Below are 13,769 nucleotides of genomic sequence, written 5' to 3'. Positions count from 1 at the left end.
GACTTTTCGACGGGGCAAGGGCGGCGAAGGATGATGGAGCGCGAAGCCGGCAAGTCCTCGCCAGTGCTTCGCGTGGAACCTGGCGAAGGCAGTCTAACCCCGAGGTGGTGCGATATTTTTGAACCACTATTGCATGATACTCATAATATAAAAGACTATGTCGGCTTCGACCGCAGTTCCGATGGGAGGATAAAAATGCGCAGCACTGGAGCACACAATTTTCCGGCAATTGATCGCGTGATCTATGGCAGACCGGCGGCTGAGGCCATCAACGAAGAAGCGGAACGACTAAAGGCAACGCGCGTCTTCCTTATCGTCAGCCGCACCTTGAACACCAAGACCGACGAGATTGAGAAAATCCAGCATACGCTCGGCGACAAGCATGCCGCAACCTTCGACGGAATCGCGCAGCACACCACGCGCAAGCAAGCCGCCGAAGTTGCCCTCCACGCCAAGGAAGCCCACGCTGATCTCGTCGTGGCCGTCGGCGGCGGTTCTGCCGTTGACCTCGCCAAGATCGTCATCATGGCGATGGAGCACGATATCCGCGATGAAGCGGGCTTCGATCCGTTCCCCATGGGACCGGGCGTGAGCCATTCCCCGTTCCGCGCGCCTGCAGTCCGACAGATCGCCGTGCCATCAACGCTGAATGGCGGCGAATACAATGCCGCGGCGCTTGTCACCGATGAGCGCAACAAGCTGAAGCAAATATTCTTTCACCCCCACATGATGCCGGTGGCAGTCATCCTCGACCCTGCCCTCACACTTCATACGCCTTCGAATCTCTGGATGGGATCGGGCACTCGCTCCATGGATCACGGCATCGAAGCATTGTGCTCGCCAGCCGGCACTCCCCTTGCTGACGAAGTGGTTCTGGCGGGTATCCGCAAGCTGCGCGAGGGAATGCTCCGGACCCTGCAGCAACCTGACGATTTCGAGGCGCGCCGCTTGTGTCAATACGGCTCATGGCTTGCGTCCTTTGGACTGCAGGCACGCGTTCCCATGGGCGCAAGTCACGGCATCGGCCACGTGCTTGGCGGGACTTTCGGGGTACCCCACTACTATTGCACGCCCGTCATCATGCCGAGCCTTCTTCGCTATAACAAGCCGTTCACCGATGACGCGCAGAAGCGTTTGGCGGCAGCTTTGGGTGCTCCCGGTGGGGACGCGGCAGACGCCTTTGCGGAGTTCGTCAGGCAACTTGGACTACCGGGCCGCCTCGCCGAGGTCGGCATCGGCGAAGACAAGTTCGGCAAGATCAGCGAAATCGCGATCAACCATCGCTTCGTCAAAGCCAATCCGCGCCCCTTCAACGACCAAGCCGAAATCGTCGATCTGCTGCGAATGGCCGCATAGCTGCCAAGGCTGCCGCCGATGGTGGAGGCACGGCCTTTTTGCCTCCGCCATCGGCCTGCACCGCCCTGAAGCCAACGTCGGTTAAGACAGGTCTCAATTGTCGGCCGAATGCGCTCTCTCGCAGTCGCGCGCAACGGAATTGCCCAAAGCCTGCCGTCCGGCCTCCAGCAGGAGGTCGGACAAACGCTTGTCGTCGACCGCACGCGCCAGCACGACCGAACCGACCATGGTCGCAATTGCGCCGGCGGCCGCCTGTCTCACATCCGATGACGGCCTCGCCGAGGTCAACCGCGCGATGATATCGATCATCTTGCCGAGCCCCCTTTCAAGGGTGCGCCGCGCCTCCGGACCCGACCGCCCGATATCGGCCGCCAAGGCCGGCAGCGCGCAGCCCCGCCCCGGATCGTCACGGTGGCGGGGGCTCAGGTAAGACTCGACAAGTGCGTCGAATCCCTTCCCGGCGGGCAGCCCCTGCGTGAGACAGAGCCAATGCACGATCGTTCGATCCATGGCCAGGGCGAGCCCTTCGACGACCAACGCATCGCGCGATTTGAAATAGGCGTAGAAGCTGCCATGCGTCAGATTGGCGAGCTTCATCAGGTCGGCCACACTCAAGCCATCGGCCCCGGCCTGGCGCAGACCGCGGGAAGCGCTTTCGACGATGCGTCTGCGGGTATGCTGCCCATGGTCCTTTGCGTAACGCATCGCCTGCTCCGGGATGGCCCAAGATATTCGCTGATGACGGTCCCATCACGGCCGGAGCTTCCAGCCCGCGCAGAGACGACGAAATGTCGTCTGCAGCGCGGATCGCCAAGCCGTGGCTTCACGCGACCCGGAGATTGGCCCCGCTGTCGGCGTCAAGGAATCCCGTCAGCCTGCCCCTGATCAATCGCTCGGCGTCCGCCATGATGCGGTCGATCAGCTCCTTCACGGTCGGAATATCGCGAATGAGTCCGACGACCATACCGCAGCTCCAGGCGCCCGCGTCCATGTCGCCGTCGATCATCACCCTGGGATAGACGCCCGCCACCTGATCATGGATGTCGTCGATCTTGAGGCTCTTGCCCTTCTCGCGCTCGATTTCGAGCAGATTCTCGACGCCCCTGTTGTTCAGGACTCGCTCCGTGTTGCGGAGCGCGCGCATGACGAGCCTGGTGTCGAGCTCGGACGCTGCGACCAGCGCCTTCTTGACGTTCTCGTGCACCGGCGCTTCCTTGGTGGCGATGAACCGCGTACCCATGTTCATTCCCGCGGCTCCCATCGCCAGCGCCGCAACCAGGCTGCGCGCGTCGGCCATGCCGCCGGAGGCCACGAACGGGATCTTCAATTCTTCGGCCGTACGTGGCAGCAGGATCATGTTCGGCATGTCATCTTCGCCCGGATGACCGCCGCACTCGAAGCCGTCGACGCTGACGGCATCGCAGCCGATCTGTTCGGCCTTCAGCGAATGCCGGACGGAAGTGCATTTGTGGATCACCTTGATGCCGCCCGCCTTCAGCGACGGCATATACTGTTCAGGGCTGCGTCCGGCCGTCTCGACGATCCTGACGCCGCCCTCCCTGATGGCAGCGATGTACTCCGGATAAGGCGGCGCGCTGAAGGTCGGCAGGAACGTCAGGTTCACGCCGAACGGCTTGTCCGTCATGTCCCGGCAGCGCGCGATCTCCTTGGCAAGCAGCTCCGGCGTCCGCTGGGTGAGGCCCGTGATCAAGCCGAGCCCGCCGGCGTTGGATACCGCGGCTGCCATTTCGGCGAAGCCGACATAGTGCATTCCGCCCTGGATAATCGGATGTTCGATACCGAACAGTTCAGTGATCGCTGTCTTCACGAATGATCTCCCCGCGTTTCCGCTCAGTGGATGATTTCAAACAAGCCCGCGGCGCCCATGCCGCCACCGATGCACATGGTCACCACGCCGTATTTCGCCTTGCGCCGCCGTCCCTCGATCAGGAGGTGGCCGGTGAGCCGCGAGCCGGTCATGCCGTAGGGGTGGCCGATCGCGATCGAGCCGCCATTGACGTTGAGCTTGTCCGGATCGATGCCGAGCTTGTCGCGGCAATAGATTACCTGCACCGCATACGCCTCGTTGAGCTCCCAGAGATCGATGTCGTCGACCCTCAAACCATGGCGCTTGAGCAGGCGCGGGATCGCAACGACCGGGCCGACACCCATCTCGTCCGGCTCGACGCCGGCGGCAACGAAGCCGCGGAAGATGCCGAGCGGCTTCAGCCCCTTGCTGGCTGCAAACTTGCCGCTCGTGATCACACAGGCAGAAGCACCGTCCGAGAGCTGGCTGGCATTGCCCGCGCTGATGGTCTTGCCCTCGAACACCGGCTTGATCTTGGCGAGGCCCTCGGCCGTGGTTTCCGGACGCGGGCCCTCGTCTTTCGTGAGCGTCACCTGTTCGTAGGTGACCTCCTTGGTGTCCTTGTTGACAACCGCCATCCTGGTCGTGAACGGCACGATTTCGTCGCTGAAGCGGCCGGCCTGCAATGCGGCACCGACACGGCGCTGGCATTCGAGACTGTACTCGTCCTGCTTGTCGCGGCCGATCCTGTACCGCTCGGCGACGACCTCCGCCGTATCGAGCATCGACATGTACATTTCGGGCTTCATCGCCATCAGCTCGTCGTCGACGGCGTGAAACTTGTTCATGTGCTCGTTCTGCACGAGGCTGATCGACTCGATCCCGCCGCCGATGGCGACTTCGACCCCATCAAGCATCACCGACCGCGCGGCAACGGCGATGGCCTGCAGGCCGGACGCGCATTGCCGGTCAATCGTGGTGCCGGCCACCGTCACGGGCAGGCCAGCGCGGATCGCGCCCTTGCGCGCCACATTCATCACCATGGTGCCTTGCTGCATCGCGCAGCCCATCACCACGTCTTCGACCTCGCCCGGCGCGATGCCGGCGCGCTTCACGGCTTCGGCCATCACATGCCCGGCCATGGTCGGGCCGTCCGTGTCGTTGAGCGCGCCACGATAGGCCTTGCCGACGGCCGTCCGGGCGGTGGAAACGATGACTGCTTCAGTCGTCATGCTGGCCTCTTCTTTTACGCGGCCGCATCCAGCTGCGCGTAGCGCAGCACGTGGAATGCGGGATCGCCGAACTGGATGTTGATGGAGGAGATTCGCTTGAAATAGTGTCCGACGTTCAGCTCGTCGGTCATTCCCATGCCGCCGTGAAGCTGCACCGCCTGGTCGGCTACGAACTTTCCGGCATAGCCAATCTTCGACTTGGCCCCGGAGGCGAGCCGCGACAGGCCTGAATCACCGGCGTTGAGGCTGAGATTGAGATGCTGCATCAGGGAGAGCGCCTCCTGATGGGCAATGAACATGTCGACCATGCGATGCTGCAATACCTGGAAGGAGCCGATGGTGGTGCCGAACTGCTTGCGGGTCTTCGAATAGTCCAGCGTTGCGGCATTCAACTCGCCGATCGCGCCGACGACCTCGGCGCAGAGTGCGCCGATCGCGCGGTCACGACAGGTTTCCAGCGCGGCAACGCCCTCGCCTTCTGCTCCCAGCAATTGACCGCGGACCTCGCGTAAACTGATCTCGGCGGCGCGGCGTCCGTCGATCGACTTGAAGCTCTGGAGATTGACACCCGCGGCATGGCGCTCGACCACGAACAGGCTGACGCCGCCGCGGTCGCGATTATCGCCGGCGGTCCGCGCCGAGACGATCAGATGATCCGCCCAAGGCGCTGCCATCACCATGGTCTTCTCGCCACTCAGAACGTAGTCGCCTCCCTCACGCCGCGCCTTGGTCGCGACATTGGCGAAATCAAACCGGGAGGCTCTCTCGGTCCAGGCCAGCGCCCAGATCCTGGAGCCGTCGATGATGCCTGGAATGAATCCCTGCTTCTGCTCGGACGTACCAAGCCGCTCGATCAGGCCGCCGGCGAGCACCACCGTTTCGACGAAAGGCTCGACGACGAGGTGACGGCCGAACTCCTGCATGACGATCATGGTCGACAACGGACCGCCGCCGAGGCCGCCGGCGTCCTCTGAAAACGGCGCAGCGAGCAGGCCGAGCTCGGCGAAGACCTTCCACCGCGTCCGGCTGAACCCCTCCTCGCTCGCCACGATCTTGCGCCGCGCCTCGAAATCATACTGGTCGCGCAGAAGGCGCTGAACGCTGGATCGCAGTAATTCCTGCTCTTCCGTGAACTGAATATCCATCCGATCCTCCCGATCCGCCGTGGCTTAGAGCCCGAGCACGGCTTTGGCGATGATGTTTCGCTGGATCTCGTTGGACCCGCCGTAGATGCTGAGCTTGCGCGCGTTCAGATATTTCTCGGACGCGGTGTGGCCGTAGTCCGGGCCCGGCATGAAGCAGTTGGCACTGACCGGATGCTCGCGGATGGCAAGACCATAATTGCCGATCGCGCGGTGCGTGAGCTCGGTGATGTCCTGGAAGATCTCGGTGCCGCGGATCTTGAACAGCGACGCCGCCGGACCGGGATCGATACCACGCGCCATCTGGGCGACGACGCGCAGTTCGGTCGCCTCCAGCGCCAGCACGTCCAGCTCGACGCGGGCGATGTCGCGTAGAAATTCCAGATGCGCCGGATCGTCGGCCGGTATCTCGGCCTTCACGATCTGCTTCAGCTTCCGGAGATAGCGGGTGGACCGGCCGATGCCCGCCATGCTGGTGCGCTCGTTGCCGAGCAGAAATTTGGCGTACGTCCAGCCCTTGTTCTCCTCGCCGACCAGGTTCTCGACGGGCACACGGACGTTTTCGAGAAAGACGTCATTGACCTCGTGACTGCCGTCGATCGTGATGATCGGCCGCACGGTGACGCCGGGCGACTTCATGTCGATCAGCAGGAAGGAGATTCCGGATTGCGGCTTCACATTCGGATCGGTTCGCACCAGGCAGAAGATCCAGTCGGCGTGCTGTGCCAGCGTGGTCCAGGTCTTGTGCCCGTTGACGACGTAGTGGTCCCCCTCTCGCACCGCCTTGGTTCTGACGGTTGCGAGATCGGAGCCGGAGCCCGGCTCGGAATAGCCCTGGCACCACCAATCCTCGCCGGACAGAATTCGCGGCAGGAACTTCTTCTTCTGCGCCTCGTTGCCGAACGTGTAGATCACCGGCGCGACCATGGTCACGCTAAAGGCAAGCGGCGGCAGTGTTCCCGCCCGGGAGGTTTCCTGCTCAAAGATGAACCGCTGTGTGACCGTCCAGCCCGGCCCGCCATACTCCTTGGGCCACAGCGGCGCGATCCAGCCCTTCTTGTGGAGGATCCGGTGCCAGAGCAGTGACTGCTCCTTGGTCAGGTCGGTCTCCGGATTGGGAACGCGCATCTCCGCCGGATAATTGTCCGCGATGAAGGCGCGCACTTCATCGCGGAAAGCCGCGTCCTCGGCAGACAGCGCAAGCTCCATCGTAAGGGCCTCCTTACCACTTCTCGCCGAAGGGGCGGATTTCCAGCTCGAACGTCCACGCGCTCTTCGGCTGCTGATAAAGCTGCCAATAGGACGCAGCGACGGACGACGGCGGCATCAAGAGATCGGGATCGTCGAGAGCATTCGGACCGAGCGCCTCGAGCCGGCGCTGCCGCACCCATTCCGTATCGACGCCGGAATCGATGATGAGATGCGCGACGTGAATGTTCTTGGGGCCGAGCTCGCGCGCCATCGCCTGAGCCACCGCCCGCAGGCCGAACTTCGCGCTGGCAAAGGCGGCATAGCCGCTGCCGCCGCGGAGAGACGCTGTCGCGCCGGTGAAGAAGATGTTGCCGCCGCCGCGAGGCAGCATGAGCCGCGCGGCTTCGCGGCCGGCGAGAAAGCCGGAATAGCAGGCCATCTCCCAGACTTTGCGGAACACGCGCTCGGTCGTATCGAGGATCGGAAAGTTGACGTTGGCGCCGATGTTGAAGATGCAGACCTCCAGCGGCGCGTGCTGATCGGCATCAGCGAGGAAGGAGATAACCTCCTCCTCCTTGCGGGCATCGAGCGAGCGCGCGTGGATTTCGCCTCCGGTGGCCTCGATCTCCTTGACGAGCGGCTCGAGCTTGGCGCCGTTCCGGCGCCCGGCAAACACCGTGAAGCCCTCAGAGGCGAACTTCTTGGCGATCTCGCTGCCGATATAGTCGCCGGCACCGATCACTGCGACAGTTGCGTTTCTCTTTTGCACGGATCGTCTCCCGGTTGAATTGAACTTCGTTAACTCGGCAGCTTATGCCGTCCTTGCGACTGGCCTCGTTTGCTCGAGGATGGACTCCTCGACGTCACGAAGCTGATCCTTGCCGAAGAACATCTCCTTGCCGACGAAGAAGGTTGGTGAGCCGAACGCGCCTCGGCTGACGGCATCGTTGGTCAGATCAATCAACCTCTTCTTGACGTCGTCCTGTTGGGCGCGAGCGATCAATCTGTCGATATCGAGCCCCGAAGCGATGAACGCATTCCGGAAGATTTCGAGGTCATCCATCTTCTTCGGCTCCTCCCACATATGGTGATAGGCCGCGCGAAAATAGGACTCGAACACGCCCTCGAACTGGGCCGCCACGGCGCCCCGCATCAGCATCAGCGTGTTGACGGGAAAAAAGGGATTCTGGCGGAATTTCGTGACGTTGTGGCGGCGGATAAACCGCTGGGTTTCGAGCGCCTGATATTCCGGCTTGTTCTTGATCCCACGAAGCGAGTCGAACGGCGACAAATTGCCCGTCGCCTTGTAGATGCCGCCGAGCAAGACCGGAACATACTCGAATTTCGCACCGGTGCGCTGCTCGATGCCCGGAATCGCCACCTCTGCCAGATAAGCGTTCGGACTGCCGAAATCGAACTGGAATTCAATCTTCAAGGTCATCTCGGCTCCTCCCGCGGAACATGTGCTTGCACTGGCGATCGGTCGCCGGCCTGACTTTCCTCAAACATATAGTTCTAAAATAGAACTGTCAATCGCTCCCGCAATCTGCTGCTTTCGTCTTGGCTGGAAGGGTATTGTTTGGAATTTAGTACCTATCTAGAATGGCAAATCCCGCGCCGGCCTCCGCAACGATTCGAGACGAGGTCCGTGCCGCGGCGGCGACTGGAGTGCATGGATGAAGTGGAAGGAACTCGAGGAAGAGCCGTGCTCGATGGCCCGAACTATCGGCGTGATCGGCGATCGCTGGACTCTTCTGATCCTGCGCGAGTGCTTTCTGCGCACACGCCGCTTCGAGGGATTTCAGTCGGCACTCGGAATCACCCGGCATTTGCTTGCCGAACGTCTGAAGAAGTTGGTTCGGCAGGGCATCCTGCGCCGCATTCCCTACCAGGAATCCCCCAAAAGGCACGAATATATCCTGACCCAGAAGGGGCTCGATCTGTATCCGATCATGATGGCAATCGTGCATTGGGGCGATACTCACATGGTCGACGAGCGCGGCCGCCCCCTGCTGCACCAGCATCGCAAGTGCGGAAAAGATTTCGATCCGGTCATGGTGTGCTCCGAGTGCGGCGAGCCGCTGTCGGCCAAGGGGGTTCATACTCATCCCGGGCCGGGTGCTCGCAGCGCCCCGGCGGCAGCGGCGCCGACGACCTCGAAAACAAAGGCGCGCTCGCGGGCCGCCTGAGGCCTGCACCGAAGCCGTTCCGCGGCAAACAATCCCGCAGAAGGTACCGGCAGACGTGATCTGGCGGCCAGGAGTCCGTAACGTCCGCACAGCGACAAGCTCGCTCTCAGACCCGGATCACATCGGCGCCGCCTTCATGGGTATAGAGACGCTCAACCTGCTCGGATCGGACTTTCAGCACAGCGCGTTGGTTGACATAGGCCTTGTCGGTAATCTCTCCTGCCGCCATTGATGGCGGATCTTTCAGCAGAACGAAGGAGCAGATCCGTTCGCTGCTTCCGACAGTCTCGTTGTAGTCCCGAAAGCGATCCTGCAGGAATCCGACCACGGCGGGATCCGAGGTCAAATCCGCACCCGGAGTTTTCGAGATTCGCGCGGCCTCCGTGGGGTTCAACCAGCAGAGCAGCGCGCACGCCTCACGATTTTCGCCCGCGACCACCATGTCGAGCAAGACACCGCGCGTTGCGGCCAGGATTGCCGCGCGCATATTGCCGATCGAGACCCAGGTCCCATTCGCAAGCTTGAAGTTCTCGGAAATTCGACCGGTAAAGCGTAGCCCGAGCTCAGGCTTCTGCGGATCCAGAAACGAGACAGTATCGCCGATGCGATAAAAGCCTTCCTCGTCGAAGGCCATTTCCGTCAAATCCGGCCGCCCGAGATAACCCGGCGTGACGTTGGGTCCCTTGACCCTGACCTCGTAAGTATCCGAGACCGGAATGAGCTTGAGCCGCAGTCCCGGCGCGGGAAGACCGATCTCGCCGGGTCGATCTGTCGCCCAATGGGTCGTACTGATGGTCGGGGCGGTTTCGGTCGTACCGTAACCCGACATGACCGGAATTCGCCGGCCGGTCACCGAGAGTGTCAAGCGATAGAGCTTCTCCAGCGTGTCCTTTGAAATTGCAGCGCCGGCATAACTCATTCGGTCCATCCGCTTGAATACACTGGCGCCTAGATTGGGATCCTTCTCGACCGCGTCACACAGGAGGTTATAACCGGCAGGCACGTTGAACATGGCGGTCGGCGACACTTCCTTGAGATTGGCGACCGTCTTGTGAAAGAGCTGCGGCAGCGGACGGCCGTCGTCGATATAGAGCGTACCGCCGTTCTTGAGGATGCCGTGAAGAATGACGTTGCTGCCCATCGTGTGGTGCCAAGGCAGCCACTCCACCTGGACTGGCGCAGCCGGAGGAGACACGAGCTGGCTGCCCATTTGCAGGGAGCTTGCCATCATGCGATGGGTGTTGAGCACGCCTTTCGGAAAGCCTGTCGAACCCGACGTGAAGAGTATCTTGGCGACAGCGTCGCACGAGACCGCACGAGATGCCCCGGCAAATCCGTCGCACGCGGTTTTGGCTGTCAGGGTCTGGAAGGGTACCGTGTCCGGCGCGCCATCGACACTGATCCAGGTCGCGGCCGCCAATTCCGGAATAGTGCGGCCTGCGGAAAACTCACGTCCGCTTTGGACGAACACGAAGCTCGGGCGCAGCACTTCGGCAATGTCCTTGAGACGAGCAAGTCCACCGGGCATCAGCGTGTAGTTTGGCGATATCGACGCCAGGATGACACCGATTGACATCGCCGCAAACGAAACCACGGCGTTCTCGATCGAGTTTCCGGAGAGGATGGCCAGCTTGTCCGCTGGCTTTGCGCCCAGATCGAGCAAACTTTGGCCCACCGCCTGGACCTGAGACCATGCCTCGCCGTAGGTGATCTCGTCCCACCCGCCTTTCGCATTGCGCTGCGCGAGGAATATCCGGTCCGGCGTGGCGCTCGCCCAACTCGGCAAGAAGTCCGTGATACGCCAGTCACATGGCTTCCACTCGAGGGGCGAACTCAATATGAGCGCGCCATCTGGTCGGCGCTCGATTGAAACCTCGCGCGGCGCAAACGTCAGTGCCTTCGTCGACATCGAATTGATCTCCTGAAGTACCGGGATGGCGATCGCACCCGTTGCGCTCAAGTCGCGCAGGACGCCGGCGCCGGCTCAATGCCGCTCGCCCCTCGCCTGTTACCTGCTCATTCGGACCTGGCGTCCAGCACTTCTCCGAAGGCTTCCCAAGTCGATCCCGTCCATCGCTGCAGGCGCATCTGCGTCCAGATCATGTTCTCGGTTTCGCTGGTGTTGATCTTGATGCCCGGCAGTGCGGTCGGTACGACGAAGTCCCGGAGGTTCTTGGCCTGCGCCAGGATATTCTTGCGGGACAGGTCGTCCCCACATTGCTTCAGGATCTGCTCGAGCAGGATGCCTTGCTGGTAACCGGTGAGATAGCTGCCGTTGGTGATATCGACGCCGGGCAGATATTTGTCGATAAACGCCCGATAGGCTTGCATGCCGGGATCATCTTTCCACTTCGGATCCACGACATCCTTGTTGATGGTGCCGACGATCACGCCAGTCGACTTGTCGAGGCCGGCCGGCGTGAGCGTGCCCCCAACCGAACCGGACGGAAAGTTGATGATCACGGTCGCCTTCCAGCCGATCAAAGAGGCCTGCCGGATCGCCTGCGCAGCGAATTTCGGCGTGCCCGCGATCATCAGGGCATCCGCACCGGAACTCTTCAGGTTGGTGATCTGCGAATCGACGGTCGGCTCAGTGACCTCATAGGACGCGGTGATGACCCTGCGATCGTAGTCCTTGCCGAGAAACGCCTTGAAGGCGTTGACGTAGTCTTTTCCGAGGTCGTCATTCTGGTAGAGGATCGCATATTTGGCGTTCGGCAGAGCCTTCGTGAGGTATTTTGCGTAGATCTTTCCCTCGGTATCGTAGCTGACGAGACCTGTCGTGATCAGCGGGTAACTGGCGACGTCGGTGAACTTGGACGATCCGCTGACGATCGCGATGCTGGGCACCCCTTTCGACTTCAGGTATTTTGAGGTCGCCGAAATGGCGGGAGTGCCGAGCTGGCCGAACATGAATGCAACTTCATCGCTCTCAACGAGCTTGCGGACCTGCTCCACCGCCTTGGGCGGGCTATAGGCATCGTCATAGGCGACGTAATTGATCTTGCGCCCGCTGATGCCGCCGCGGTCATTCAGGGACTGAATGTAGGCGATCAGCCCCTTGCCCACGAGACCGATCGATGAAGCCGGCCCGCTGAACGGAAACACCCCGCCAATCTTGATTTCGGTCGCCGTAACCCCGGGCTCGTCGGCCGCGAATGCCGGGCTGCCCAACAGCACGAGCAGAACGACAAGACTCTTCCATCTCGGCAACATCGGCATCCTCCCTGATGCGCACTCTTCCGGTGCGCCGTGTAATTTTTATGTGTCTCTAACGGCTCGCTAGGCGTCATGCCGCGCGAAATCGAGCGCGCTCGCCAAGCGTCGATGGCCAAGCGCGTCAACCGTTGCGGCTCTTGGATCGGCCGCCTCATTCCCCAAAGCTTACAGTTCTTTTTTAGAACTCGTCAAGCGCTAGATGTATCTCCCCTGAGAAGGAACGAAGCGCTTGCGATGTTGTGACGAGTTATACGTTTAACCTGATAAGGCAGTGGCGCGAATCGATGCCCAGTTGCGGGGATGCCCCTCTCAGCCCGGATATCGCGCGTTACAATATCTGGTTACTTCATTCTATTATTGAACTTATAAGCAAAGAAAAACCCGTGATTTGACCTACCGCCGAGCGATGAGCCTCGCCCAGACGGTAACATTCACGGAGTCTGGGACCATCGCGCCTACAGACCGGTCTGGCTGATAAACTTGGTGTTGAGGTACGCTTCCATGGCCTCGGTGCCCGCTTCCGAGCCGTAGCCGGAATCCTTGATGCCACCGAACGGCACTTCGGGCAAAGCCAGACCGAAGCTGTTGATGGACATCATGCCAGCTTCGATCGCCGAGCCGATCGCGGTAGCAGACTTGGTCGAGCTGGTAAAAGCGTAGGAGGCAAGACCGACCGGCAGGCGATTAGCTTCCTCGAGTGCAGGCGCTGGCGATCGGCCTCGACCTCGCGGCCGACTGACAATTCATAACGGAGAAGATCATGGCATCGCATGGCACTACGAAAATTCTGGCTGGCAAGGTTGCGCTGGTGACGGGCGCTGGACGCGGGCTCGGCCGCGCATTTGCGGAGAAGCTTGCCGCGCTCGGCGCTGACGTCGCCATCCACGGCATGCGCGAGAACGGGCCGGCGGAATATGGCGAGGGCACCACGCTGACCGCGGTGGCCGCGGAGATCGGCAAGGACTATGGCGTCCGCAGCCAACGCGTGCTCGGAGATCTCACGGAGGGAGAGGACATCGCGCGCGTGATCACCGAGACGGAAGGCGCGCTCGGCCCGATCGACATCCTCGTGCACAATGCCGGCGGCGATATCGCCGCTGCCGGCGGCAAGCCCGATCCGAACGACGCCGTACACATCAGGGAAGCCGACGTGCGCGCGGTGCTGGAACGCAATTTGCTCTCGACCATCCTGACCTGCCAGGCGGTCGCGAAGGGCATGATGGAGCGGCGGCGCGGCCGCATCGTCACGCTCGGCTCGGTCGCCGCATTCAAGGGGCGCACCAACGGCTCGATCTATGCAGTGGCGAAGGCCGGCGTGACGCATTACACGCGTTGTCTCGCCGACCAGCTCCGCGCTTACGACATCGCGGTCAACTGCATCGCGCCAGGCGACACCCGCACCGGCCGATTTCTCGGCACCCGCGCAGTCGATCCGGGCCGGATGGTCGAGACCGGCACGCTCGACCGCATCGCCACCGTCGACGAGGTCGCGCGGGTCGTCGAATTCTTCGCCGGACCCATGGGCGCCTTCGTCTCGGGTCAGGTGCTGCGCATCGACGGTGGCGGCCAGGCATGGCCGGCGTGAGCTCCGGTGTGCATGCTCCAGGCCGACCAGACGCCTGGCTTCAAATGG

At 61.9% G+C, this 13,769-nt stretch carries 12 protein-coding genes and 1 pseudogene; 3 read left to right on the top strand and 10 right to left on the bottom strand.

Translation table 11 applies throughout. The features are described from left to right. The first annotated feature begins 195 nt into the window (after nucleotides 1-195). On the top strand, nucleotides 196-1,356 hold the full coding sequence (locus BM190_RS33990; protein ID WP_092261921.1) for an iron-containing alcohol dehydrogenase: 1,161 nt from the start codon (nucleotides 196-198) through the stop codon (nucleotides 1,354-1,356). Between the two features lie 93 nt (nucleotides 1,357-1,449). On the opposite strand, the gene BM190_RS33985 is transcribed toward BM190_RS33990, so the two are convergent. The 7 genes from BM190_RS33985 to BM190_RS33955 all read right to left on the bottom strand — a co-directional run bounded on the left by BM190_RS33985 (nucleotide 1,450) and on the right by BM190_RS33955 (nucleotide 8,169). Then, nucleotides 1,450-2,061 carry a TetR/AcrR family transcriptional regulator gene (locus BM190_RS33985; protein WP_092261920.1) on the bottom strand — a complete coding sequence of 204 codons (612 nt, stop codon included), beginning with the start codon at nucleotides 2,059-2,061 and terminating at the stop codon, nucleotides 1,450-1,452. A gap of 118 nt (nucleotides 2,062-2,179) precedes the next feature. After that, complete coding sequence (locus tag BM190_RS33980) at nucleotides 2,180-3,184, bottom strand: NAD(P)H-dependent flavin oxidoreductase (RefSeq protein WP_092261919.1); 1,005 nt, start codon at nucleotides 3,182-3,184, stop codon at nucleotides 2,180-2,182. 23 nt (nucleotides 3,185-3,207) lie between these two features. Then, nucleotides 3,208-4,395 (bottom strand): acetyl-CoA C-acyltransferase, encoded by a 1,188-nt coding sequence (locus BM190_RS33975; protein WP_092261918.1) that lies wholly within the window; start codon nucleotides 4,393-4,395, stop codon nucleotides 3,208-3,210. Between the two features lie 14 nt (nucleotides 4,396-4,409). Beyond that, on the bottom strand, nucleotides 4,410-5,540 hold the full coding sequence (locus BM190_RS33970) for an acyl-CoA dehydrogenase family protein (protein WP_092261917.1): 1,131 nt from the start codon (nucleotides 5,538-5,540) through the stop codon (nucleotides 4,410-4,412). Nucleotides 5,541-5,564: 24 nt separating this feature from the next. Further along, nucleotides 5,565-6,746 (bottom strand): acyl-CoA dehydrogenase family protein, encoded by a 1,182-nt coding sequence (locus BM190_RS33965; protein ID WP_092261916.1) that lies wholly within the window; start codon nucleotides 6,744-6,746, stop codon nucleotides 5,565-5,567. 13 nt (nucleotides 6,747-6,759) lie between these two features. Then, nucleotides 6,760-7,497 carry an SDR family oxidoreductase gene (locus BM190_RS33960; protein ID WP_092261915.1) on the bottom strand — a complete coding sequence of 246 codons (738 nt, stop codon included), beginning with the start codon at nucleotides 7,495-7,497 and terminating at the stop codon, nucleotides 6,760-6,762. Nucleotides 7,498-7,539: 42 nt separating this feature from the next. Continuing rightward, entirely contained in the window at nucleotides 7,540-8,169 is a 630-nt protein-coding gene (locus BM190_RS33955) for a 2-hydroxychromene-2-carboxylate isomerase (protein ID WP_092261914.1), read from the bottom strand. 235 nt (nucleotides 8,170-8,404) lie between these two features. Here BM190_RS33955 and BM190_RS33950 point away from each other — a divergent pair, with 235 nt between their 5' ends. Beyond that, complete coding sequence (locus tag BM190_RS33950) at nucleotides 8,405-8,917, top strand: winged helix-turn-helix transcriptional regulator (protein WP_092261913.1); 513 nt, start codon at nucleotides 8,405-8,407, stop codon at nucleotides 8,915-8,917. 106 nt (nucleotides 8,918-9,023) lie between these two features. On the opposite strand, the gene BM190_RS33945 is transcribed toward BM190_RS33950, so the two are convergent. The 3 genes and pseudogenes from BM190_RS33945 to BM190_RS33935 form a co-directional block, all read right to left on the bottom strand. Then, nucleotides 9,024-10,826, bottom strand: a complete 1,803-nt coding sequence (locus BM190_RS33945; RefSeq protein WP_244550808.1) for an AMP-binding protein — start codon at nucleotides 10,824-10,826, stop codon at nucleotides 9,024-9,026. Nucleotides 10,827-10,933: 107 nt separating this feature from the next. Then, nucleotides 10,934-12,133, bottom strand: a complete 1,200-nt coding sequence (locus BM190_RS33940; RefSeq protein ID WP_092261957.1) for an ABC transporter substrate-binding protein — start codon at nucleotides 12,131-12,133, stop codon at nucleotides 10,934-10,936. Between the two features lie 458 nt (nucleotides 12,134-12,591). Continuing rightward, nucleotides 12,592-12,837: pseudogene (locus tag BM190_RS33935) on the bottom strand (aldehyde dehydrogenase family protein); the annotation flags it as partial. Between the two features lie 59 nt (nucleotides 12,838-12,896). Here BM190_RS33935 and BM190_RS33930 point away from each other — a divergent pair. Continuing rightward, complete coding sequence (locus tag BM190_RS33930; protein ID WP_092261911.1) at nucleotides 12,897-13,721, top strand: SDR family NAD(P)-dependent oxidoreductase; 825 nt, start codon at nucleotides 12,897-12,899, stop codon at nucleotides 13,719-13,721. Nucleotides 13,722-13,769 lie beyond the last annotated feature (48 nt).

The organism is Bradyrhizobium sp. Rc3b (assembly GCF_900114915.1).
Lineage (GTDB): Bacteria > Pseudomonadota > Alphaproteobacteria > Rhizobiales > Xanthobacteraceae > Bradyrhizobium.
Note: the sequence above shows the minus strand (reverse complement) of the source record. Positions and strands in the feature narration are given on the sequence as shown.